Origin of the sequence: Bradyrhizobium sp. AUGA SZCCT0158 (genome assembly GCF_018130065.1) — a bacterium.
GTDB lineage: Bacteria > Pseudomonadota > Alphaproteobacteria > Rhizobiales > Xanthobacteraceae > Bradyrhizobium.
In genome coordinates, this window is record NZ_JAFCME010000005.1 from 219,207 (window position 1) to 242,227 (window position 23,021).

The 23,021-nt window shown below is 63.6% G+C and carries 21 protein-coding genes and 1 pseudogene; 13 read left to right on the plus strand and 9 right to left on the minus strand.

All coding sequences use genetic code 11. From position 1 onward, the window contains the following. Nucleotides 1-18: 18 nt before the first annotated feature. Nucleotides 19-1,845: a translational GTPase TypA gene (gene typA / locus JQ574_RS09610; RefSeq protein ID WP_212210332.1), complete on the minus strand. Its 1,827-nt coding sequence runs from the start codon at nucleotides 1,843-1,845 to the stop codon at nucleotides 19-21. Between typA and JQ574_RS09615 the strand changes: the two genes are divergently transcribed. Beyond that, on the plus strand, nucleotides 1,844-2,068 hold the full coding sequence (locus tag JQ574_RS09615) for a hypothetical protein (protein WP_192739380.1): 225 nt from the start codon (nucleotides 1,844-1,846) through the stop codon (nucleotides 2,066-2,068). The two genes, typA and JQ574_RS09615, sit on opposite strands and share 2 nt — an antisense overlap. A 23-nt stretch (nucleotides 2,069-2,091) precedes the next feature. Here the strand turns inward: JQ574_RS09615 and JQ574_RS09620 are convergent, their stop codons facing one another. After that, the gene (locus tag JQ574_RS09620; RefSeq protein ID WP_212210333.1) at nucleotides 2,092-2,847 is read right to left on the minus strand and encodes a Crp/Fnr family transcriptional regulator; all 756 of its coding nucleotides are present in this window, start codon (nucleotides 2,845-2,847) and stop codon (nucleotides 2,092-2,094) included. A gap of 202 nt (nucleotides 2,848-3,049) precedes the next feature. On the opposite strand from JQ574_RS09620, the gene JQ574_RS09625 reads away from it, so the two are divergent. Beyond that, nucleotides 3,050-3,418, plus strand: coding sequence for a response regulator (locus tag JQ574_RS09625; RefSeq protein WP_212210334.1), 369 nt, complete (start codon nucleotides 3,050-3,052; stop codon nucleotides 3,416-3,418). 204 nt (nucleotides 3,419-3,622) lie between these two features. On the opposite strand, the gene JQ574_RS09630 is transcribed toward JQ574_RS09625, so the two are convergent. Next, on the minus strand, nucleotides 3,623-5,173 hold the full coding sequence (locus JQ574_RS09630) for an alkaline phosphatase (protein ID WP_212210335.1): 1,551 nt from the start codon (nucleotides 5,171-5,173) through the stop codon (nucleotides 3,623-3,625). Between the two features lie 97 nt (nucleotides 5,174-5,270). Then, nucleotides 5,271-6,698 (minus strand): TAXI family TRAP transporter solute-binding subunit, encoded by a 1,428-nt coding sequence (locus JQ574_RS09635; protein WP_212210336.1) that lies wholly within the window; start codon nucleotides 6,696-6,698, stop codon nucleotides 5,271-5,273. 209 nt (nucleotides 6,699-6,907) lie between these two features. Here JQ574_RS09635 and JQ574_RS09640 point away from each other — a divergent pair. Both JQ574_RS09640 and JQ574_RS09645 read left to right on the plus strand, forming a co-directional pair. Continuing rightward, nucleotides 6,908-7,222, plus strand: a pseudogene (locus tag JQ574_RS09640) (4a-hydroxytetrahydrobiopterin dehydratase); the annotation flags it as partial. 179 nt (nucleotides 7,223-7,401) lie between these two features. Continuing rightward, nucleotides 7,402-7,788: a YkvA family protein gene (locus tag JQ574_RS09645; protein WP_212210338.1), complete on the plus strand. Its 387-nt coding sequence runs from the start codon at nucleotides 7,402-7,404 to the stop codon at nucleotides 7,786-7,788. Between the two features lie 59 nt (nucleotides 7,789-7,847). On the opposite strand, the gene JQ574_RS09650 is transcribed toward JQ574_RS09645, so the two are convergent. From JQ574_RS09650 to JQ574_RS09660, 3 genes are all read right to left on the minus strand, one after another. After that, the gene (locus JQ574_RS09650; protein ID WP_212210339.1) at nucleotides 7,848-9,035 is read right to left on the minus strand and encodes a TAXI family TRAP transporter solute-binding subunit; all 1,188 of its coding nucleotides are present in this window, start codon (nucleotides 9,033-9,035) and stop codon (nucleotides 7,848-7,850) included. Nucleotides 9,036-9,162: 127 nt separating this feature from the next. Next, complete coding sequence (locus tag JQ574_RS09655; protein WP_212210340.1) at nucleotides 9,163-10,098, minus strand: hypothetical protein; 936 nt, start codon at nucleotides 10,096-10,098, stop codon at nucleotides 9,163-9,165. A gap of 381 nt (nucleotides 10,099-10,479) precedes the next feature. Next, on the minus strand, nucleotides 10,480-11,454 hold the full coding sequence (locus tag JQ574_RS09660) for an NADPH:quinone oxidoreductase family protein (protein ID WP_212383458.1): 975 nt from the start codon (nucleotides 11,452-11,454) through the stop codon (nucleotides 10,480-10,482). A 275-nt stretch (nucleotides 11,455-11,729) separates the two neighbouring features. Here JQ574_RS09660 and JQ574_RS09665 point away from each other — a divergent pair, with 275 nt between their 5' ends. The 7 genes from JQ574_RS09665 (at nucleotide 11,730) to JQ574_RS09695 (ending at nucleotide 19,536) form a co-directional block, all read left to right on the plus strand. After that, the gene (locus JQ574_RS09665) at nucleotides 11,730-12,569 is read left to right on the plus strand and encodes an SDR family oxidoreductase (RefSeq protein WP_212210342.1); all 840 of its coding nucleotides are present in this window, start codon (nucleotides 11,730-11,732) and stop codon (nucleotides 12,567-12,569) included. Nucleotides 12,570-12,725: 156 nt separating this feature from the next. Further along, nucleotides 12,726-13,370, plus strand: a complete 645-nt coding sequence (locus JQ574_RS09670; protein WP_212210343.1) for an invasion associated locus B family protein — start codon at nucleotides 12,726-12,728, stop codon at nucleotides 13,368-13,370. A gap of 163 nt (nucleotides 13,371-13,533) precedes the next feature. Next, on the plus strand, nucleotides 13,534-14,751 hold the full coding sequence (rlmN, locus tag JQ574_RS09675) for a 23S rRNA (adenine(2503)-C(2))-methyltransferase RlmN (RefSeq protein ID WP_212210344.1): 1,218 nt from the start codon (nucleotides 13,534-13,536) through the stop codon (nucleotides 14,749-14,751). Between the two features lie 120 nt (nucleotides 14,752-14,871). Beyond that, nucleotides 14,872-15,363: a hypothetical protein gene (locus JQ574_RS09680; protein ID WP_212383460.1), complete on the plus strand. Its 492-nt coding sequence runs from the start codon at nucleotides 14,872-14,874 to the stop codon at nucleotides 15,361-15,363. 39 nt (nucleotides 15,364-15,402) lie between these two features. Further along, nucleotides 15,403-16,158 carry a phosphatase PAP2 family protein gene (locus JQ574_RS09685; RefSeq protein ID WP_212210346.1) on the plus strand — a complete coding sequence of 252 codons (756 nt, stop codon included), beginning with the start codon at nucleotides 15,403-15,405 and terminating at the stop codon, nucleotides 16,156-16,158. Nucleotides 16,159-16,278: 120 nt separating this feature from the next. After that, nucleotides 16,279-17,616, plus strand: a complete 1,338-nt coding sequence (gene argG / locus JQ574_RS09690) for an argininosuccinate synthase (protein WP_212210347.1) — start codon at nucleotides 16,279-16,281, stop codon at nucleotides 17,614-17,616. Between the two features lie 159 nt (nucleotides 17,617-17,775). Then, nucleotides 17,776-19,536: an alkaline phosphatase gene (locus JQ574_RS09695; protein ID WP_409363422.1), complete on the plus strand. Its 1,761-nt coding sequence runs from the start codon at nucleotides 17,776-17,778 to the stop codon at nucleotides 19,534-19,536. Between the two features lie 22 nt (nucleotides 19,537-19,558). On the opposite strand, the gene JQ574_RS09700 is transcribed toward JQ574_RS09695, so the two are convergent. Further along, entirely contained in the window at nucleotides 19,559-20,179 is a 621-nt protein-coding gene (locus JQ574_RS09700; protein ID WP_212210349.1) for a TetR/AcrR family transcriptional regulator, read from the minus strand. Between the two features lie 232 nt (nucleotides 20,180-20,411). Between JQ574_RS09700 and JQ574_RS09705 the strand changes: the two genes are divergently transcribed. Continuing rightward, nucleotides 20,412-21,368: a homocysteine S-methyltransferase family protein gene (locus tag JQ574_RS09705; protein WP_212383462.1), complete on the plus strand. Its 957-nt coding sequence runs from the start codon at nucleotides 20,412-20,414 to the stop codon at nucleotides 21,366-21,368. Between the two features lie 53 nt (nucleotides 21,369-21,421). Here JQ574_RS09705 and JQ574_RS35850 read toward each other — a convergent pair whose 3' ends face one another. Then, the gene (locus tag JQ574_RS35850; RefSeq protein ID WP_312014729.1) at nucleotides 21,422-22,402 is read right to left on the minus strand and encodes an OmpA family protein; all 981 of its coding nucleotides are present in this window, start codon (nucleotides 22,400-22,402) and stop codon (nucleotides 21,422-21,424) included. A gap of 68 nt (nucleotides 22,403-22,470) precedes the next feature. Here JQ574_RS35850 and JQ574_RS35855 point away from each other — a divergent pair, with 68 nt between their 5' ends. Further along, nucleotides 22,471-22,899, plus strand: a complete 429-nt coding sequence (locus JQ574_RS35855; RefSeq protein ID WP_312014728.1) for a hypothetical protein — start codon at nucleotides 22,471-22,473, stop codon at nucleotides 22,897-22,899. The last annotated feature ends 122 nt before the right edge of the window (nucleotides 22,900-23,021 follow it).

Consider the following 23,021-nt stretch of genomic DNA (forward strand, 5'->3'; position numbering starts at 1 on the left):
CGTTTAGGCGGGCGGTGCTTAGGCCACCGCCTCCTTGGCCTTTTCCGCGCGCTTGCGGTCGTTGGCGTCGAGGAACTTCTTGCGCAGGCGGATCGACTTCGGTGTCACTTCCACCAGCTCGTCGTCCTCGATATAGGCCAGCGCCTTTTCAAGCGTCATGCGGATCGGCGGGGTCAGGCGCACCGCTTCATCCTTTGAGGTGGTGCGGATGTTGGTGAGCTGCTTGCCCTTGAGCACGTTGATCTCGAGGTCGTTGTCGCGGGTGTGCTCGCCGACGATCATGCCCTTGTAGACCTTCCAGCCCGGCTCGATCATCATCGGGCCGCGGTCTTCCAGCTTGAACATCGCGTAAGCCACCGCTTCGCCCTGGTCGTTGGAGATCAAGACGCCGTTGCGACGGCCCTGGATGTCGCCCTTGTAGTTGGCATAGCCGTGGAACAGGCGGTTCATGATCGCGGTGCCGCGGGTGTCGGTGAGCAGTTCGCCCTGATAGCCGATCAGGCCGCGGGTCGGCGCGTAGAACACCAGCCGCAGGCGGTTGCCGCCGGAGGGACGCATCTCGATCATCTCGGACTTGCGCTCGCTCATCTTCTGCACGACGACGCCGGAATGCTCCTCGTCGACGTCGATCACGACTTCCTCGATCGGCTCCTGCCAGTCACCGGTGGTTTCGTCCTTCTTCAGCACCACGCGGGGGCGCGACACCGAAAGCTCAAAGCCTTCGCGACGCATGGTCTCGATCAGGATCGCGAGCTGCAATTCGCCGCGGCCGGAAACTTCCATCGCATCCTTGTCGGTGGCTTCCACCACGCGCAGCGCGACATTGCCTTCGGCTTCGCGCAGCAGGCGGTCGCGGATCATGCGGCTGGTCACCTTGTCGCCTTCGGTGCCGGCAAGCGGTGAGTTGTTGACGATGAACGACATCGACACGGTCGGCGGATCGATCGGCTGCGCCACCAGCGGGGTTTCAACGGACGGATCGCAGAAGGTATCGGCGACGGTGCCCTTGGTGAGGCCGGCGATGGCGACGATGTCGCCCGCTTCGGCTTCCTCGAGCGGCGTCCGCTCGATGCCGCGGAAGGCGAGGATCTTCGTGATACGCCCGCTTTCGATCTGCTTGCCGTCGGCACCGAGCACCTTAACGGCCTGGTTCGGCTTGATCGAACCCGAGGTGATGCGGCCGGTGATGATGCGGCCGAGATAGGGATTGGCTTCGAGGATGGTGCCGATCATCCGGAACGGGCCTTCTTCGACCGTCGGCGGCGCGACATGGCGCAGGATCAGGTCGAACAGTGGCTGCATGCCGGCTTCGTGCGAGGCTTCCGGGCTGTCGCCCATCCAGCCCTGCTTGGCTGATCCATAAAGAATCGGGAAGTCGAGCTGCTCTTCGGAGGCGTCGAGCGCGGCGAACAGGTCGAACACTTCGTTGATGACTTCGGTCGGGCGCGCGTCGGGACGGTCGACCTTGTTGATGACGACGATCGGCTTCAGGCCGACCTTCAGCGCCTTGGAGACCACGAACTTGGTCTGGGGCAGCGGGCCCTCCGCGGCGTCGACCAGCACCAGCGCGCCGTCCACCATGTTCAGGATGCGCTCGACCTCGCCGCCGAAATCGGCGTGGCCGGGAGTGTCGACAATGTTGATGCGGGTGTCTTTCCACTGCACCGAGGCGGCCTTGGCCAGAATGGTGATGCCGCGCTCGCGCTCCAGGTCGTTGGAATCCATCGCGCGTTCGACCACGCGCTGGTTGTCACGGTAGGTACCAGATTGCTGCAGCAGCTTGTCGACCAGCGTGGTTTTGCCGTGGTCGACGTGGGCGATGATGGCGACGTTACGAAGGTTCATGGCTCTTCTTCTGGTCGTGCAATGGCTGGAGCGCGATCTCGCCGGAAAACCGGGACCCACTTTTCCGGATCGTGCTCAAAACCTGAAATGCGAAAGGGGCAACGGCCTCGACCTTGGCCCCAAAAAGGAAGCCCGGCCAAAAGGACCGGGCACACCTTACGCGTTGCGGCGCAATATAGTCAGAAAACGCCAAAAAACAATGATTTGTTTGGCATTTGGTTAGCCGATTTTCGCCCGATTGCCCGCCTAATTGCCCTTTTCGGGGTCCGGATAGACCCCCCGCAAAACCTCCTCGAAATGGTCCTTCACCGCGTCATTGCAGAGGCAGGACCGGATTCGCAGCGCATCGGCGTTGCGGACCAGGATCGAACCGCGACGGGTCTCCAGCATGCCCTCGGCCTTGAAGGTCTGGATCACCCGGCTGGTGTAGCTGCGGCCAACGCCGAGCAGGGTCGCCAACTGCTCATGGGTCAGCGGCACCACTTCGTCGCCGTCGGTGCGTTCCATCGCCGAAATGATCCATTTCGCCGTGCGCTGCTCGATCGAGTGGATCGCGTTGCAGGCCGTGGACTGGAAGATCTGGGCCAGCATGCAGTCGGCGTAGCGGGCGAAGATGTTGCTGAGCGTCGCCGATTGCCTCTTGGCGGCCTCGAGCTTTCCGACCGGCAGCCGCACGAACGGCCCGGCGAACTTGACCATGATGCGGGTATAGGCCGGCAAATAACCCTGGCTGACGATGCCGCCGACCGCGCCTTCGCGGCCGATCAGGATGGTCTCGACATCGCGGCCATCCTCATTGGGGACCAGGTAGGAGACGAGGCTCGGACCGCAGGGGAAGTGCACGATCTCGACGTCATCGCCGGGGCTGTAGAGCACTTCGCCGGCACTGGCATCGACCTCGGCAAGGTTCGGCGCGACCAGGGCGAAATCGGCCGCGTTCAGACGACGCAGCAAATTGTTGAACGGCCGTGCGCCGGCCGGCTCCTCGCGTCGCGCCTGCATCCAAGGTTCCTCTGTTCCCCAAGCGCACAATAACGATGCTGTGTGCGTTTTTATGTGCACTAGTGAACAGACAGCATAACGACGGTGTGATGGTTTCAGTTCCGGAACCGATGGCCGCGCTTCAAGGCGTCGTCGGACCTCCTTCCGGGGCTTCGGCCCGGCAATCGGACAAAAAATAGTGAACCTGGGACAGACGAGTACAATGCAACCCGTCGCCGACGGCATGCCCAATGACGTCCTGATCGTCGAGGACGACCCAATCATCGCACTCGATTTCGAGGACACGCTTCTTGGTTTTGGCGTAAAGGCCGTGCGTACGGCTCAAACCGTGGCCAGGGCCCTCGCCATGATCGCCGAACGGCCGCCGGATTTTGCCCTGCTCGATGTCAGCCTGATTCGTGAAAAGAGTTTTGCGGTTGCCGAACAGCTGGACGCGCTGAAAATTCCTTATGTCTTCGTCACCGGCTATGGCGTCGACGCCAGGCTCCCGGCGGCGTTCGCAAACACGCCCCGGCTGGCGAAGCCTTATTCGACCGAGGCGTTGCTCGCGTTGCTGAACGTCAGGCGCTGAGACGCCAACCAGCGCGTCTGATTTATCGGCGGTGGATGCGTCCGCTTCCGGGCCGCCTGAATGGTTCACCCGGGAGCCGGTTCTGACTGGATCAGAACCGGCCCCGGCTTTTTGTTTTGACGCGTTTTCTACCGCAGATAAGTCTACGCAATCCGCGCAAAGCTTGATTGCGATGCGAACCGATTCCCGCTTCGCTCGAAAACGCTACGTACGCTGCGGATCGAGCGTCGTCGACCAGAGTGCGACGTCGGCGCGATCGCGCAAGGTCACGATCATCTGCCCGGTCGCGCCATCGATCTTGACGTGGCCGAAGAACTGCATGCCGGCCGACGGCGGCAGGTTCTGCTTGTCCGGCCCCGGCGCCTTGATGAACTTCACCTCGGGCCCAAACGTGTTGTCGAGTTCGTTCGGCCCGAACGTGCCGGCATGCAGCGGGCCGGCGACGAATTCCCAGAACGGATCGAACTCCTGGAACTGCGCCTTGTCCGGGTTGTAGTAATGCGCCGCGGCGTAGTGCACGTCAGCCGTCAGCCACACCGTGTTGACGACGCCTGATGTCTTGATGAAGCGCAGGATATCGGCAATCTCGAGTTCACGGCCGCGCGGCGGGCCGTCGCCTTGCGCGAACGCTTCCGAGCCCTTTTTGTTGGCCGCATCGTCATAGACGATGATGCTGAGCGGCATGTCGGAGGCGATCACCTTCCAGGTCGCGCGCGAGTTCAACAGTCCGCGCTTCAGCCAGGCGAGTTGATCCGGTCCGAGGAAATAGCTTTCGGGCCCGTAGCTGGTTTGCAGGTTAGGCCCGTTGCCGGCGCGATAGCTGCGCTCGTCCAGCATGAAGACGTCGAGATGCGGGCCGTAATGCAGCGTGCGATAGAGCTGGCCCGGCTCCATAATGCTTTCCCGGATCGGATACATTTCGTGGAACGCGCGGCCGGCGCGGGCGGCGAGCAGGTTGATGTCGCGCTCCTTGTAGGAGGCCGGCAATTGCTTCGACGGCGACCAGTTGTTGGTGACCTCGTGGTCGTCCCATTGCACGAAGATCGGCACCTCGGCGTTGAAGGCGCGGACATGTTCGTCCATGAAATTGTATTTGTGGGCCGCGCGAAACTCGTCGAGCGTCTCGGCCACCTTGGCTTTTGCTTCGATGGTGACGTTCTTCCACACCCTGCCGTCGGGAAGCTTCACCTCGGACCTGATCGGGCCGTCGGCATAGACGGTGTCGCCGGAATGCAGCAGGAAATCCGGGCGGTGCTTGCGCATGGTGGCGAAGGTGAACATGCCGCCGTCGTCGGGGTTGATGCCCCAGCCCTGTCCCGCGACATCGCCGCCCCAGACGAAGCTGACATCGCGGCGATCGGCCGGCGCGGTGCGGAAGCGGCCGACAACGGCCTCGCTCGCGACGTCGATATGCGACAGATCGCGAAACCGCACGCGGTAGAAGATCTCTTGTCCCGCGGGCAGGTTTTCCAGCAGCATCTTGGCGGTGAAATCGCTTTCGGGCAGCGCTGCGATCGGCGGCAGCGCCCGCGCATTGGCAAACGACTCGGATGTCGCGACCTCGACCATCATTTGCGAAGGACGGTCGGCGCGCGCCCAGATAACGCCGCCATCGGCGCCGACGTCGCCGGATTGCACGCCATGGCTGATGACCGGCCGGTCGCCGGCGCGGCTGAGATAGGGCATCGCGATGACGCCAAATCCCGTCGCGGCGGAGGAGGAGAGAAATTTTCGACGAGAAATTCGTGTGGCCATGTCGGTGTCCCCGGTCCGCCCTGAGATAGCACAGGCAGACCTAGGAAAATTCCATGACCGCCGAATTACAGGACGGCCGAATTACAGGACTCCCGGCTCAGGCGCCGGCGGCCCGGAACTGCGCGCTGGCCCGTTGCAGGTTCTGCGGCATGCTCATCAGGAGCGCCTTGCGGTCGGCGACCGCGTTGTGGAACTGTTCGAGCGCGATGTTGAACGTGGTCAACGCGCCCTCCTCGACGGCGCCGTGTTCGAAACACTCCAGCATATGGCGCAGGATGCCGTCGGCCTCCGTCTGCATCTGGTCAAGCTCTTCCCCTGAATCGCAGCTGCGTGCCGCGGTGAGCAAATCGAGCAACCGGTCGCGCTGCGAATTGCTGGCAATGCGCTCGTCCTTCTTCAGGTAGCCCGCGAACCAGGCGCCGGCAGAGCCCATCGCCGAGAGCCCCATCAGGCCCCACCAGATGAAATCGCTATAGCGCTCGAAGAAGGTTTTTTCCTCGCCATCGACAAAGGCGGCCGCGCCGGGATGCGCCGGGATATTGGCATCCTTGTCGGTGTCCGGCGTCTCGATCTTGGCGGCGAGCGGAAATTCGTTCTTCAGCGTTTGCCTGATCGCAAACAGCTGCCGGGTAAAGATCGCGATGGTGGAGTCGGATACGCCCTTCCGCGCCACGATGTGATGCGAGAAGCTGATGGTCTTGACTTCCTCTTCCGGCTTGGCCGGCGCGCCGCCAAAGGTACCGGCGGGAATCTCGGAAGACTCGTAGGCCGGATGGTTTTGCGCAATCGCTTCCGCCGAATCGATCGCGAGGAAGGTCGGCGTGCCGCCGTCGCGCATCGAGGCTGCGATCGCATCGGACGTGATCTTGCTGTTGAGCGGGCCCGCCGCGAGATAGATATCCGCCTTCTGGTTCCGGATGGCGTCGACCGCCTCAGTGACCGGAAACTGGACGATGTCGACCTTCGCCGGATCGACGCCGTATTGCTGCAGGATCACCTTGAGCAAATTGACATTGGCCTCGGTGCGGCCGACGACGCCGACGCGATGTCCGGCGAGCTGCGTGATTTTCGTGATCGCGGGCGCGGCCTTCTTGCCCTTGGCCCTGGCTTTACTGGCGGGTGGCACCCAGAGGACCACGACGTTCTTGCGCAGCGTCGCCACAGCCTGCGCGTTTTTGGGCACGTCGAGGTCGCCCCGGATAATGGCGAGATCGGCCTTGCCGTCGCCGAGCAGCTTGGCGCTCGCCACGGCGCCGTCGGTCTGTGCCGGACGCAGCCGGATTTGACCGTGCGGCTGGTTGTTGAGGGCTTGCGTCAGTGCCTGAACCACCTTGAGGTCGTCGCTGTTGGCCGGGCCGACCGCGATCCGCAACGTCACCGGCCGCGTCGCAATGTGATAGCCGGCCGCCGCCACGCCGAGGATCGCCAGAACGCCGGCCAGCATCACGAATGCCAGCCGCCGGCGCGCCGAACGGGGCGAGGGGGGAGGCAGTGCTGCTTCGGCGGGATGAGAGCCGTCGGTCATCAATTCCTGAACAATCGTTTGAGGTTCGATCTTCGGTTGCCAACGTGCTTACACCGGGCATCCTACCAAATTCCTCGCCGGACCGTGGTTACATCTCCGTCATGGTTACCGGCACCCGAGCGGCCATTGGACGCGCCTTTCGGTCTAAATTTGGGCGGGGATCCCGCGGGGGCCCTTCGGTGTTAGGGTGAAGCTGGTGTCAAACGCGGGAGGCGAGCATGGCGGAACGGCTGTCGGCAGAAGCGCGGAAATCGGCGCTGGCGGAACTTTCCGGCTGGTCGGAGGCGCCCGGCCGCGAGGCGATCGCGCGAACCTTTACCTTCAAGGATTTCAACGAGGCCTTCGGGTTCATGTCCCGCGCGGCTTTGGTGGCCGAAAAGAACGACCATCACCCGGAATGGCGCAACGTCTACAAGACGGTCGAGGTGGTGCTGGCCACCCATGACGCCAATGGCGTCACCAAGCTGGACATCGAGCTTGCGGCCGCCATGAACGCCATAGCCAAACAGCTCGGCGTCTCCTGAGGCCGTCTTCGGCTTCTCCTGAGCGCCATCTTGGCGTCTCCTGAGCGCGCCAGCGTCTCCTGAGCGCCGGGTCTTGAAGTGATCTTCCAGCAGTGATCTTGCGGCGGCGGCTGGACATCCCCAATTCCTAGACAGACGTCCGCGGCGATCCGCCGCGCCTGTCTTGAGGGAGCGCCGTCATGGCAACGTCCGAACACAGCGTGGGTTTTGAACCGGCCGACCGGCTGGCGCAGGACCGCGAAAGCGTGCGCCGGCGCTTCTGGAGCAAGCTGAAGCGGGTGGTGGCGAAGCTTCCCTTCGCCGAGGACCTGCTCGCGGCTTACTATTGCGCGTTCGACAAGCAGACGCCGCGCCATGTGCAGGCGGCGCTGCTCGGCGCCATCGCCTATTTTGTTCTGCCGTTCGATTTCGTTTCCGACGTGCTGCCGGTGCTCGGCTTCACCGACGACGCCGCAGTCCTGGCCACCGCCATCCGCATGGTTGCCAGCTATATCACATCGGAGCACCGCGACGCCGCGCGCGCTGCGCTGAAGCGAGGTGTCGGGAACGACGACGAGGCGCAATAGGCCCGCGTCGACGTCCGCCACCGGGATCTTGCGGCGATCCCGATGACGTCCGAGGTTTCCTACTTCTGCGATCCGGAGCGAACTTGCGCGCGCGCGTTCCGCTCGGTTTCCCAGGCCTGGAACTGCTTGAACAGCGTCTCGCGATCGGCATCGGTCTTGATGTTCGCCGCGGTGGTTGGGCTCTGCTTCAGGAATTCATCGAACCGGGTACGTGCGACCGCTTCGACGTTGTGGGATTTCAGCCATTGCTCGGCGGCCGGCAGCCGCTGCCAATCGGGCAGTGGCGCCGACAGCGAGACTTCCCTCCACTTCGGATGGAAGGGCGGGTTCTGGAACGTCGGGAATTTTGTGAAGAACGCATCCACGAACTGCGACAGCTTGCGATAGCGCTCGGTGTTCGGCGCCCAGTTATAGGCCGCGAGCACCGCCGGCACCGCGATGGTGTCGACGCGATCGTCGCCCGAAATCAGGTTGGGATAGTCCTTCGACGACAGGCTGGCGGGCAGATAGTCCTTCTGCAGCGGCTTCTCGTAGTTCACCGTCACCAGATGGAAGCGGTCGTCCTTGAACGTGCTGACGGATTTGTACGGTTTGCCGCCGCACACGATCACGGCGTCGATTTCGCCGGCCTTCAATTTCTCCAGCGCGATGCGTTGCTCGACATAGACCACCTTTGGCTTCATCCCGAGCCGTTCGAACACGGTCAGCGCAGTCACGAACGTGCCGCCATTGGGAAGGTCGACGCTCACGGTCTTGCCTTCGAGGTCCCTTAAGCTGCGGACCGATTTCGACGCGATCACGTGCATCTCTTCATTGTAGAGCTTGGTCACGTAGGTGAACTGCTTCTTGATATCCTTCGCAAAGCCCTTGCGTTCGAGATAATCGAGCGTGTCGGAGCGGACGATGCCGAGATCGACACCCTGCAGGAACAGGATGTCCGCCACGCTCTGCACGGAACCGCGCCCGACGATGGGCAGTACGCGCAACTTGTTGCCATCGTCGAGCACGGAAGCGAGGTCGGCGCCGAACTGCACATAGGTGCCGCCGATCGTCCCCGACATCAGCGTCACCGTGTTCGAGTTGAGGCTCTGCTTGGTGGCGACAGAACCGAACTGGAAAATAGCCTTCAGGCTCTCGCTGACCTTGGCCGGGTCGTATTCGGTTTGCTGGGTTTGGGCTTGGGCCTGGGCCGTCAGGCCGCAAGCCATCATGATGGCAAATACTGCCATTCCAAACAGTCGTCGCATTTGTTGGTCCCCTGCGTGATGCCCGCTGATGCGTGATGCGTGATGCGTGTCGCGTGATGCGTGATGCGTGTCGCGTGATGCGCGGTCGTGAGTGATGCGTGCCGGTGATGACCGGTTCTGAAGATGCCTAGTTCTGGACCTGGCTGAGACGCCGCTTGGCGTCGGCCGAGCCGAGCTGGGCGGCCTTCTGGTACCAAAGCCGCGCCATCGCCGGATCGGGCGTGATGCTGCGCATGTCCTGCTTGCCCAGCACCTGCGGATCATAGGTCCCCGCCAGCATCAGCGCGGCGTCGGCCTCCTGCGCGTCTGCCGCACGCTCGAGCAGCAACCGGGCGGAGGTGATGTCGCCGATCGCGAGCAGGCCCTTCGCCCGCTTCAACAGCGCGGCCAGTTCATCCGCATCGATGCGCCGTGCCGCTGGTGCAGGTTCGGGGGCCGTCGGCTCGATCGCCACAACCTGGGTCTTGATGGCGCTCTGGTAGGCCGCGGTGATTTCGTCGCGTGACGGTGAAGCGGACGCCAGCGCGACGGGCTGGACACGCTGTACGGTTGCCGCTTCCGGCGTTGCCGGCGATGCTTCGGGACTAGCAGGCTGGGCCGCGACGCGCGGTGCCGGTGGCGCGGCGTCCTGTTGTTCGGTGCCTGACGGGGCGGGCGCTGCGCTGGCCAACGAAGCCTTGGCGTTGACGATGACCGCGCGCGTCGAATCGAAGGAAAGCAGCGCAAGAACGGCGGCCACGATGGACAACGCAAGCGCACCGGTCACGATGCGCGATGCGCGCGCTCGTCGTTTCTTGCCGCCAGCGAAGGAGTATTCGGGCGGTTCTTGATAGAAGGGCAGGTCCTGATAGCGCTCGTCCTGTCGGTGGCGGGCATCCTGCTGGCCGGCGAGAAAAAGCGGCACCGGGTCGTCTGCCAGGTGATCTTTCTGGACCAACGGGTCGGGCTTGCGTGCTTCTGACCGCAGAAATTGATGTGTCTCATACAATCCGGAATCACCGATCGCTTCGCCTAATCTTGCGAACGGATCCCCAGATTGAACGTGCCTTGTACTCTCCACCATGGTGATGCTTCCCCGCTACCAAAACGCAACGACGGGAGGCCGGCATCTGTTTCTTGTTGTTATCGGTGTCCGGGAACCCGTTTACTGGGCGGGCAATTCGCATGTCGAATGGGTTGAAAAAACGACGCCGGACCGCTCGAATCGGGAGACATTTTGTTTTGATTGCGGCGAATAGACGTGATTCAGAGATTTAAGATTGTATATCGTTAGCGCACAATCGCCTTGTATGAAGGCATTTTCAGCGTCGCCGCTCGGCAAGGCGCAGGCGCGCCAATTGCCAAAACGGGCCACGTTGTGCGCGGCCCGTTCGATTTTTTGCTGAACGATGATCGTTCAAAACAGAAGAGACGTTGAATGAAGCGCGACTGCTGTCGCGCAGCATCACGGATGCAGAATCACCTTGCCCATCGCCTTGCGGCCGGCGAGCACTTTCAGTGCTTCGGCGGTTTGCGCCAGCGGGAAGGTGCGGTCGACATGCGAGGAGATCTTGCCTTCCGCGGTCCACTTCACGAGCTTCTCCAGGTTGGCGCGGTTCTTCTCCGGGTTGAGCCGGGCCCAGGCGCCCCAGAACACGCCGCGGATATCGCAGCCCTTGAGCAGCGCCAGATTGAGCGGCATTTTCGGAATGTCGCCGGCGGCAAATCCGATCACCAGGAAGCGGCCTTCCCAGGCGATCGAGCGTAGCGAGGCCTCGGCATAGGTGCCGCCGACCGGATCGAAGATGATGTCGACGCCCTTGCCGCCGGTAAGGCGCCGCAAGCCTTCCTTGAGATCTTCCTTCCTGTAGTTCAGGCCAAGCTCGGCGCCGTGCGCTTTCGCAAATTCGAGTTTTTCATCCGACGAGGCGCAGGCAATCACCTTCAGGCCCATCAGCTTGCCGAGCTCGCAGGCCGCGAGGCCGGTGCCGCCGGCGGCGCCGAGCACGGCCATGGTTTCGCCGGGCTTGAGGCTGGCGCGATCTTCCAGCGCATGCAGCGCGGTGCCGTAGATGATGAAGATTCCGGCGGCGCGATCGAAGTCCAGATTGTCGGGAATCTTCACGATCGAGTTGGCCGGCAGCGCGATTTTTTCGCGCGCGCCATTATGGCCGCAGGAGGCCGCCACGCGGTCGCCGACCTTCAGATCGGTGACGCCACTGCCGACGCTTTCGATCACGCCCGCGACTTCGGCGGCCGGCGAGAACGGGAACGGCGGCTTGATCTGGTACTTGCCCTGGATCATCAGGATGTCGAAGAAATTCAGCGCCGCGGCTTTGATCGCGATCACCGCCTCGCCCGGTCCGGCGACGGGATCGGGCACATCGGCCAGTACGAGGTCGTCGGGCTGGCAATATTGCGAGCAGAGAATGGCTTTCATGGACACACCTGATGTTCGGACGCACAAGGAAAGGCTGAATGCTTCTTGCCGGATTTGACGCCGGGCTACAATCCGATTCGGTGCTTAGGACGCGCATAGCTATCCGCCCGTCATTGCGAGCGAAGCGAAGCAATCCATCGCGCCGCAAAATGAAAGAATGGATTGCTTCCGCCTTCGCTCAGGAGCTACGGCGGACAAGTCGTCGCTTACGCTCCCTTGCGCAAGCGCGTAGCGTTTGTTCGCAGGCAAGGATGGGGAAAACAGGGAGTGAAACAATGTTTGAAAAAGACCTGCTGGCGGGAAAGCGCATTCTGGTCACCGGTGGCGGATCTGGGCTTGGCGCCGCAATGGGGCGGCGCTTTATCGAGCTCGGGGCGGAACTCATCATCTGTGGCCGCCGGCTCGAATTGCTGGAGGCCACGGCAACCCAGATGCGCAGTGAGCTCAGTGGCAAGGTTTCCGTGGCGCGCTGTGATATCCGCGACGGCGGCGCGGTCGATGCGATGATGGATCAAATCTGGCGCGAGGCGCCGATCGACGTGCTGGTCAACAACGCTGCCGCGACTTTCCTCGCGCAGACCGAACATCTGTCGTTTCGCGCGGCGGACGCGATCCTGGGGCCGACGCTGCATGGCACGATGTATTGCACGCTCGCGGCCGGCAAGCGCTGGATCGAGGGCCGTCATAATGGCGTGGTGCTGAGCATCCTCTCGACCTCGACCATCACCGGCCGCGCCTTCACGGTGCCGTCGGCGATGGCGAAGTCCGCTATCCTGGCGATGACGAAGAGTCTGGCGGTGGAATGGGGGCCGAAGGGCGTTCGCACGGTCGCGATTGCGCCCGGTGCGTTTCCGACGCCGGGTGCGTCGGGCCAGCTCCGCCCCGAGGGCCGCGGCGAGAGCTGGGCGCACCGCAATCCGCTCGGCCGCGCCGGCGAGCACAGCGAACTCGCCAATTTGGCGAGCTTCCTGATTTCCGACCAGGCCGGCTACATCAATGGCGAGATGGTGGTGCAGGATGGCGGCTCGCATTTGCGCAGTTCCGGCGCCGAAGACCTGCTGCAATGGACCGACGCGCAGTGGCAGAAGCAACGCGAAGGCCGTACCAAAGGCTAACTCCGCAGGAGGCGCGAGATACCGCCAACATGGCCGTGGATACAGCGGCTGGATAGCTCGTAAGTGCCTTCCCAAAAAGGCATTTCCCGGTTATCCATAGGTGACGGCCCGACCCGTCGCCGGGCCATCTTCCAGTCACAATGATGAGGGAACCAGTTGTCCGTGCGGCAGATACTGACATCCCTTGTTTTGAGTGCGTTGCTGTGCGGGGCTCCCAGCCTTGCGCAGGCGCAGAGTGCTGCGCCGAAGGGCGCCAAGGACGCGGCCAAGCCCGCGGCAACGGAAAAGCCCGCGGCGGCTGCGAAGTCTGCCGCCAAGCCTGAGTCGGCGGCAGCCGCCGCGGCCGGTGGCGCGGAGCCGACCCTGATCGGCCAGTTCGGAACCTGGGGCGCCTACACGGCGGCGCCGAACGGCAAGAAGGTGTGCTTTGCGCTGGCCAAGCCATCCTCGTCGAAGACCAATCCGCCCAACCGTCCGCGCGATCCGGCCTATGCCTTCGTCTCGACGCGCCCAGCGGAAAAAGTCATCAACGAAGTCTCGGTCATGATCGGCTACGCGCTGAAGCCGGGCTCGGAATCCTCGCTCGAGGTCGGCGGCGCGTCGTATGCGATGTACACGCAGGGCGACGGGCTCTGGATCAAGAACGCCGCCGAGGAAGAGCGGATGGTCGATGCCATGCGCAAGGCCGCCGACGTCACCGTCAAGGGCGTCTCGGCCAAGGGCACCGAGACCACCGACACCTTCTCACTGAAGGGGCTGTCGCAGGCGCTCGACAAATTGGCGCAGGATTGCCGGCGTTAAGCAATTTTAGGCCGAAAATGACGTTGTTTGTGCGTCCCGGAAGGCCTATTTGAGGTGCTACCTGTAGGGTGGGCAAAGGCGCATCGCGCCGTGCCCACCATTAACGCTTGCGGTGGGCACGCTACGCTTTGCCCACCCTACGTATCCCAAGAACAGAAACACGATGACCGTCGCTTCAATCGAGAGCAGTTCCTCGGCTCAGGCTCCCCTCGAAAAGATTCCGCTCGAAACCTATGTGCCGCCAGCCAAACCATCGCTGATCGGGCTGTCGCGCGCGGAAATCGCCGACCGGCTCGGCGAGATCGGTGTTCTGCCCGCGCAGCGCAAGATGCGCACCCAGCAGCTCTGGCACTGGATGTATGTCCGCGGCGCCAAAGATTTCGATGCGATGACCAGCATCTCCAAGGAAATGCGCGCCCAGCTGGTGCAGCATTTTACCGTCGATCGTCCCGAAGTGGTCGCCGAACAGGTCTCCAACGACGGCACCCGCAAATGGCTGCTGCGGCTGCCGAGCGGCAATGCCCTCGAGAAGGCGCATGAAGTCGAGTGCGTCTATATCCCCGAGACCGATCGCGGCACGCTGTGCGTTTCCTCGCAGGTCGGCTGCACCCTGACCTGTTCGTTCTGCCACACCGGCACGCAGCGGCTGGTGCGCAATCTCACCGCCGGTGAAATCGTCGGCCAGATCATGGTGGCCCGCGACCGACTCAACGACTGGGCCGATCGCGAGACCCCGACCGGCAGCCGCCTCGTCACCAATGTGGTGATGATGGGGATGGGCGAGCCCTTGTATAATTTCGACGCGGTGCGCGATGCGCTGCTGATCGTGTCAGACAATGAAGGCATCGGCATCTCGCGCCGCCGCATCACGCTGTCGACCTCGGGCGTGGTGCCGAACATCGTCCGCGCCGGCGACGAAATGGGTGTCATGCTGGCGATCTCGCTGCATGCGGTGCGCGACGAATTGCGCAACGAACTGGTGCCGCTCAACCGCAAATACCCGATCGCCGAATTGCTGCAGGCCTGCCGCGATTATCCGGGATCGTCCAACGCGCGCCGCATCACCTTCGAATATGTTATGCTCAAGGGCGTCAACGATTCCATGGACGACGCCAAGCTGCTGGTGAAAATGCTCAAGGGCATTCCGGCCAAGATCAATCTCATTCCGTTCAACCCGTGGCCGGGCACCAAATACGAGTGCTCGGACTGGGACCAGATCGAAAAATTCTCCGAGTATATTTTCAACGCCGGCTATTCCTCGCCGGTGCGCACGCCGCGCGGCCGCGACATCCTCGCCGCCTGCGGCCAGTTGAAATCGGAAACCGAAAAATTGTCCGCGCGCGAGCGTCAGGCGCTGCGCGCGATGGCGATGACGGATTGAGTTGACCGATATCAAATTCGTCATGGCCGGGCTTGTCCCGGCCATCCACGTCTTTACGTGGTCACGACGAGGCATGACGGTTGAAAGAATTGTGCTCGTACGCGTGATGGAAATAGCTGCATGGCGCTAATCGGCCGCTTCTTCGTCATCCTGTTCGGATTCCTGTTCGCCTGCCTGGCGGCGGGGATGATCGTGGTCGGCGCGGTGCTGTATCCTGAATTCAGCGATCTCGGCGCAGGGCCGATCGATCAGGGCGCGATCAATGTCGTGCTCGGGTTCGGCTTCATCTTCATCTCGGGTTTTGCGCTGTTGCCGGCGCTGATCCTGGTTCTGATCACGGAAGCGTTTTATGTCCGGGGCGTGCTGACCTATGCGATCGGCGGCGCGCTCGTCGGCTGCGCCTGCTATCTCGGTCTGGTCCCGTTCGATCCCGAGACGAGGCGCTTTGACGGCATCGTCCGCCGCCATCTCGAAATCATGACCGGGGCGGGCATCGTCGCGGGCCTGGTCTACTGGATGATCGCGGGCCGGACCGCGGGTGCATGGCGCGAACCGCCGAAACCCTTGCGTCCGCCACCGCCCCTGCCGGCCCATTCGCGGCCGCGTCCGTGAGCCTTTTCAAGACCCATCCCCTCGGCTAAACACCGCGCCATGAACCGGACCGGACTTTTCATCGCGCTGGGGCTGGCGCTCGTCATCGGACTGCTGTTCGGGATTTTTCCCGAACTCGATCTCAAACTGGCGGCGTTGTTCTACGATCCCGCGACCCATTCGTTTCCGTTGAAGCAGAGCTGGCTCGCCGCATTCGCCCGCGACGCCGCGATGTGGATCGCATGGGCGCTTGCATTGCCGTCGCTCGCGGCCATCGTGGTGAAGATGGTGCGGCCGGATCTGCCGATGTTCATTCGCGCGCGTACCGCCGTATTCCTGCTGAGCACCATTTTGCTATCTGCGGTCGTTCTCACCAACCTCACCTTCAAGACCTATTGGGGCCGGCCGCGGCCGGTGGTGGTGACGCAGTTCAATGGGCCGCAGGAGTTCGTGCCGTATTGGGATCCGCGCGGCACGTGCGGACGCAACTGCTCGTTCTTCTCCGGCGAGGGCGCCACCGCGTTCTGGGCTTACGCGCCCGCGGCGCTGACGCCGCCGGCGTGGCGGCCGTTGGCCTATGTGGCGGCGACCCTGTTCGGGATCGCGACCTCTGTGCTGCGGATGGCGTTTGGCGGGCATTTTTTCACCGATGTGGCGGCCGCCGGCCTGGTGAGCTTTTTGGTGATCTGGCTGGCCCATGGCTGGCTGTACCGCTGGCCATCGACCCGGGTCTCGGATGCGGCCGTCGAGGCCGCGCTGGCTCGCCTGGCCCGGCCCTGGAACCGTCTGACCAAGGGCTCGCGCCAGCCGGGCTGATCAGCCCCGGCCAGCTGCTGTCTGGGGTGCTATTAAACACGTGCCGACAAGCGCAAAGTTTGATATTCGCGCACCCGAAGCCGCAAACGATCTCAGCCATTTCGACCGATTGGAAGCACGATGAGCACGATCCTGAAGAGCCTGCCCAAAGGGGAAAAAGTCGGCATCGCTTTTTCGGGCGGCCTCGACACCTCGGCGGCGCTGGTGTGGATGAAGCAAAAGGGCGCGCGCGTCTTTGCCTATACCGCCAACCTCGCCCAGCCTGACGAGGCCGACTACGAGGAAATTCCGCGCAAGGCGCTCGAATTCGGCGCCGAAAAGGCCCGCCTGGTGGATTGCCGCACGCAGTTGGTCCACGAAGGCATCGCCGCGATCCAGTCCGGCGCCTTCCACGTCTCGACCGGCGGCAACACCTATTTCAACACTACGCCGCTTGGTCGTGCGGTAACCGGCACGATGCTGGTTGCGGCCATGAAGGAGGACGGCGTCAACATCTGGGGCGATGGCTCCACTTATAAGGGCAATGATATCGAGCGGTTCTATCGCTACGGCCTTTTGACCCATCCGAGCTTGCGGATTTACAAGCCCTGGCTCGACCAGCAGTTCATCGACGAACTCGGCGGCCGCGCGGAAATGTCCGCGTTCATGACCGCCAATGGCTTTGCCTACAAGATGAGCGCCGAAAAGGCCTACTCGACCGACAGCAACATTTTGGGCGCCACCCACGAGGCCAAGGATCTCGAGAGCCTCGACACCGGCATCAAGATCGTCAATCCGATCATGGGCGTGCCGTTCTGGCGCGACGACTGTGCCGTCAAGGCCGAAAAGGTCGTCGTGCGTTTTGCGGAGGGCCAGCCCGTCGCGCTGAACGGCCAGACCTTCGCCGATCCGCTGGCGCTGTTCCTTGAGGCCAACGCCATCGGCGGCCGGCACGGCCTTGGCATGAGCGACCAGATCGAGAACCGGATCATCGAGGCCAAGAGCCGCGGCATCTATGAGGCGCCCGGCATGGCGCTGCTGCACATCGCCTATGAGCGTCTGGTCACCGGCATCCACAACGAAGACACCATCGAGCAATACCGGATCAGCGGCATGCGCCTCGGCCGGTTGCTGTATCAGGGGCGGTGGTTCGATTCCCAGGCCCTGATGCTGCGCGAAACCGCCCAGCGCTGGGTGGCCCGCGCCGTTACCGGCGAGGTCACGCTTGAGCTGCGTCGTGGCAACGATTACTCGCTGCTCAACACCGAAAGCCCGAACCTGACCTATCAGCCGGAGCGGCTGAGCATGGAGAAGGTGGAAGACGCCGCGTTCACGCCGGCCGACCGTATCGGCCAGCTGACCATGCGCAACCTCGACATCACGGATACCCGCGCCAAGCTGAAGCTCTATTCCGACACCGGCCTGCTTTCGAGTGGAGACGGTTCCGAGATCTTCAAGCTCGGGAACGACAAGAGCTGAATCCGCCCAGGCCGGGCTGTATTTGGCACCTCTGCGCCGCTGCGGGCCGCCGTTACATGCGTTACATAGATGTCATCCGGGGTGGATAGAACGGGTCACCTTCCTTCTTGCTGAGCAATGGCTGTCGCTGTCCCGCAGGCAAGCACGCGCGGAGCTGAGATTTTGATCAAGCCAGTCACCATCATCACTCTCGCCGCCGTGCTCTCGGCATCGCCGGTTGTCGCCCAAACAGTCTATCCGATCGACCGCGCCGAAATTCTCTCCGGCGCGCGGTTCGACTTCAAGGTCGAATTCCCTGACCGGGTCGATCAGGCGAAACTGAAGGTAACGGTCAACGGCGAGGACCATGCCGCCGTGTTCGGCCGGGCCGCAACGTTTATCGAGCGTGAGGACGGCAGGGACCAATCCGCGCTGATGCTTCGCGATGTCGAGCTGGCAAAACCCGGGCCGTTCGCCGTCGAGGTCAATGACGGCACGAAGAGCCGCAAGGTGACGTGGACGGTCTACGACACCGGGCCGCGCAAGGCGAAGAACGTGATCCTGTTCATCGGCGACGGGATGTCGCCCGCCCATCGCGTCGGGGCGCGGCTGCTGTCCAAGGGCATTGCGGAGGGCAAGAGCCTCGGCAAGCTTGCGATGGACGACATGCCGCATACGGCGCTGGTGGCGACCGCCGGCTCGGATTCGATCATCACCGATTCGGCAAACTCGGCCAGCGCCTATTCCACCGGCCACAAGAGCGCGGTCAACGCGATGGGCGTCTATGCGGACCGCACCAGAGACGCGTTCGACGATCCCAGGGTCGAAACCATCACGAGCCTTGCCAGGCGCCGGCTCAAGATGAGCATCGGTATCGTGACCACCACCGAAGTCGAGGACGCCACGCCGGCGGCGATGGTGGCGCATACGCGCCGCCGGGCTGCCTACGATGAGATTGTCGAGCAGCTTTTCGCGGCAAGGCCCGACGTGTTGCTGGGCGGCGGCAGCGCGAACTTCCTGCCGAAGTCTGCGGCCGGATCCAAACGCAAGGACGAGGTCGATTATATCGCCCGGTTCCGCGAGGGCGGCTATGCCCTGGCGACGACCGCGGGCGAACTCAATGCGCTGGCGGCCAAACCCGAGACGCGCCAGTTGCTCGGGTTGTTTGCCACGGGAAATATGGACGGGGCGCTGGATCGCAAATTCCTCAAGGGCGGCGGCGTCAAGAAATTTCCCGAGCAGCCCGATCTGACCGAGCAGCTCCAGGCCGCGCTGAACGTGCTGTCGAAAAACGAGGCCGGCTTCTTCCTGATGGTGGAATCCGGATTGATCGACAAATACGCGCATGCCCTCGACTTTGACCGCGCCGTCTACGACACCATCATGCTCGACAATGCGGTGCGCCTCGCCCGCGACTGGGCGAGCAAGCGCGGCGACGACACCCTGATCCTGGTGACGCCGGACCATAACCACCCCAACGCACTGGTCGGCACCATCAATCACGACATGAGCACGACGTCGGAAGCGCCGATGCGCGAGCGCGTCGGCGTCTACGACAAGGCCGGCTTCCCGAATTACCCGGCGCCCGATGCCGACGGCTATCCGTCGCGCGTCGACGTCAGCCGGCGGCTTGCCATCTTCTCGGCCAGCCTGCCCGACCATTACGAGACCTTCCGCCCCAAACTCGACGGCCCTAACGACCCGACCATGAAGGGAGACGATGACGGAACCTTCAAGGCCAACGAAAAGTACAAGGGCGTTCCCGGCGCCGTGCTGCGGCCCGGCAATCTGCCGGCGATGATGAACGCCAGCGTGCATTCCGGCGAAGACGTCATCCTGACCGCGACCGGGCCCGGCAGCGAACGGGTCAAGGGTTCGATGGACAATACGGAAGTCTTCCGAGTGATGGTCGACGCGCTGGGGCTCGCCGCAGCGAAATAGAATCTGATAATCGGAGCGCGCGTCAGGACAGCGATGGAGCTGAGAAAATCAGCTTCACGCAGCTTCGAAAGATCAGGATCTGCCGTTCCAGCCGGCTCGGATCGTTCAGCGTTTTCGACATGATGATCGCACCATCGACAATGCAGGACATCATGTCGGCGAGATCGTCGAGATCGATCGGCTCCCGCGGTGGATGGACGGCGGCGATGCCGTCGAGGATGTGGCGGAAGCGCGCGTTCCAGTCGCGCACCGACTGTGCGGTGAGCTCGCGCACCTCGCGGTCGAACAGCCGCTCCTGATAGCAGACGCTGGCTATCAGGCAGCCGGGATGCCCGTTCGGCAGATCGGCCATCACTTCGGCGAGCAGCTTCAGCGAGATCAGGAACGCCTGCAGCGGATCGTCCGAGAGCTGCCGGCCGCGCGCGAAGATGTCGTCGAACAGCTGGTCGTTGGTCTTGACGTAGCGGCGCAGCATTTCGCGCGCGAGCGCATTTTTGTCCTTGAAGTGATAAAAGAAACCGCTCTTGGTGAGGCCGGCCTCCGCGATCACTTCGTCGATCGAGGTGGCGCCAAATCCCTTCGCGAGCACGGCCGCTTCCGCGATCTCGAGAATTCGCTCGCGCGTCGCTTCGCCTTTTCCCATCGCGTGTCTCCAGAAACTGTACTTGCGGTACGGTTTTGACTCCGCGTGCCGGCGCCGCGATTTTGCGCGCGCCGCGCAACCGTCTGATTTCCTAGCATTTTACAGCCCGACATTCAGCCGCACCACGAGCCGCCTAGGAAACCGCGACACTATGCGGCACCAGTTCCGCCAGACCAGGGCGCGCCGCGCCAGACCTATCAACAGCGCCTTTTTGCCGATTGGAGATATTGCAATGACAAAATATCGAACCGATCTGCCGCAACGCCGCGGCGGCATTTTCCTCACCGATGGCGGCATGGAAACGACGCTGATCTTCCATGAAGGGATTGATCTGCCCCACTTCGCCGCCTTCGTGCTGCTCGACAGCGCGGAAGGCCGCGGCACGCTGAAGCGATACTACCAGGCCTATATGGCGGTCGCGCGCGATCATGGCGTTGGCTTTGTGCTGGACAGCCCGACATGGCGGGCCAACCCCGATTGGGGCGCCAAGCTCGGGTACGATGCCGCGGCACTCCAGGCGATCAACATTCGCGGGATCGGGTTGCTCGAGGAGCTGCGCACCGAATGGGAAAAGCCGATGACGCCCTGCGTCGTCAGCGGCGCCATCGGCCCGCGCGGCGACGGGTACAAGGCCGGCCACATGGATGCGGCCGAAGCCGAGGCCTATCATGGCGCACAGATCGCCGCCTTCGTCGAAGGCGGCGCCGACATGGTGACGGCCTATACGCTCAACACCATCAATGAAGCGATCGGCATCGCGCGTGCGGCCAGGGCGCAGCAGATTCCGGCGGTGATCTCGTTCACGGTGGAAACCGACGGCCGTCTGGTCAACGGGGAGACGTTGCGCGAAGCGATCGAGGCGGTGGATCGCGCGACCCAAGATTCGGTCGAATACTTCCTGGTCAATTGCGCGCATCCGACGCATTTCGAACATGCGCTGAAGGCCGACGAGGCCTGGGTCAAGCGTATCCATGGCGTCAGAGCCAATGCATCGGCCAAGAGCCATACTGAGCTGGATGAGTCTGCAACGCTCGATGCAGGCGATCCGCAGGATCTCGGCCGGCGCTATTCGAATCTCAGGCGCTCATTTCCGGCGATGCGCATTCTGGGCGGCTGTTGCGGCACCGACCACCGTCACGTGGCGGCGATCTGTGACGCCTGTCTGCCGCCGCGGGCGCTCAGCGCCTGACACAAAAAAATGGCCGGGATTGCTCCCGGCCTTTCATATGGTGCTGACCGATCTCAGCGGCGCGGCGGCGCGGTGCCGGGCGGGGGCGGCGGCAGCGCCGCCTGACCGCCATTGAGCAGCGGGGTGATGCGGCGGACCGTGACGCGCCGGTTGATCTCGCTCGGTCCGTCCGTCTGCTCCTTCGGATACTGCTCGCCGTAACCCTGCGAGGTCAGGTTCTCCGCGGGCACGCCGAACTGCTGCGTCAGCAGCGTTGCGGCGGATTCTGCGCGGCGGTCCGACAGCGAGAGATTGTCGACGTCGGAGCCCACCCTGTCGGTGTGCCCTTCGATCAGGAACACCTCGCGCGGGTTGGCCTGGATCGCCCGGTTGAGGCCGTCGGCGATCGCCTGCAGCTTCGCCGTCTGGTCCGGCGGGATTTCCCACGAACCGGTGGCGAAGTTGATGGTATTGACGTCAATGCTCGGCATCTGCATCCGGACATTGGGGCTGTAGCGGATTTCGTCGAGCGAGTAGCGCCGGTCGATCCGTTGCACCGGCGGCGCCACCATCGTGTCATAGATCACTTCCGGGGTCGCTTCGTCCGCGCTGACGATGTAGCGGTCGTAGGGCATGCTGACCACTGGCGGCGGCAGGTCGACATAGAAGCCACCGACCGCGCGCGGATCGCGGTAGCTGTTGTCGATGATGATGATCTCGCGGCCCCGTTCGTCGCGGCGGATGCGGCGCAGCAGCCGTCCGTCACTGCCGACCACGGTGATGATCCGGCTGCCGTCCGGCCGGATCACGACGGTGCGGGTTTCGCCGCCGACGGTCTCGGTCTGGATGTCACGGGCACCATAACGGAAGCGATAGAGATCGTTGCCGCGGACGTATTGCTGGCCGCTCGGGTCGCGGATGATGATCCGGTCCGGCTCGGTGTAGATGGTGCGGCCGCCTTCGATGGTTTCTCGCCGCTGGTTGCGGTAGTCGGCGATGGTCGCGCCGACCACGGCGCCTGCCACAACGCCCGCGCCGATGGCGAGCGGCGTCATGTTTTCCCGCCGCGGCGGTGGCGGTGGCGGCAGTTGCGTTGTGACCGTGGGTGCGGCCCGGAAGGCCGGTGCAACCGTCGGCGGAGCATTTTGTGATCTGCCGGGCGGTGCTGTTGCGGCTGCCGATCCAGGGACGGTACTTGGGGCCGGAGCGCCGGCGGGAGGCGCGGGCGGAACGGCCGGGCGTCCCTGCTGGCCGGGCGGCGGAGGCGTGGGCGCGCCAGCCGCTGGCGCTCCGGCTGATGATGGAGGTGCACCCGCAGGCGGCGCCGTTCCGGCGGCCGGCGGTGCGCCAGCAGGCGGTGTCGTTCCGGCAGCCGGCGGTGCGCCGGGTGGCTGACCGGGGCGTGGCGGCTGACCGCCCGGAGGTGTCGTCGTCGCGCCACCCGCGGCGGGCGGCGTTGTTGCGCCAGGACGCGAGGGCGCTGTCGGTGCTGCGCCGGCAGGAGGTGTCGAAGGCGCTCCCGCGGCCGGAGGCGCGGTTGGCGATGGTGTAGCGGTTGGCGCTGGCGTAGGGGCTGCGGCCGGCGCTCCCGGCACACGCTTGGTGTCAGCCGGCGGCGCGCCCGCGCCCGGGCGTGCGCCGGGTGTCGTCGTTGTGCTGCCCGCAGCGGGCGGC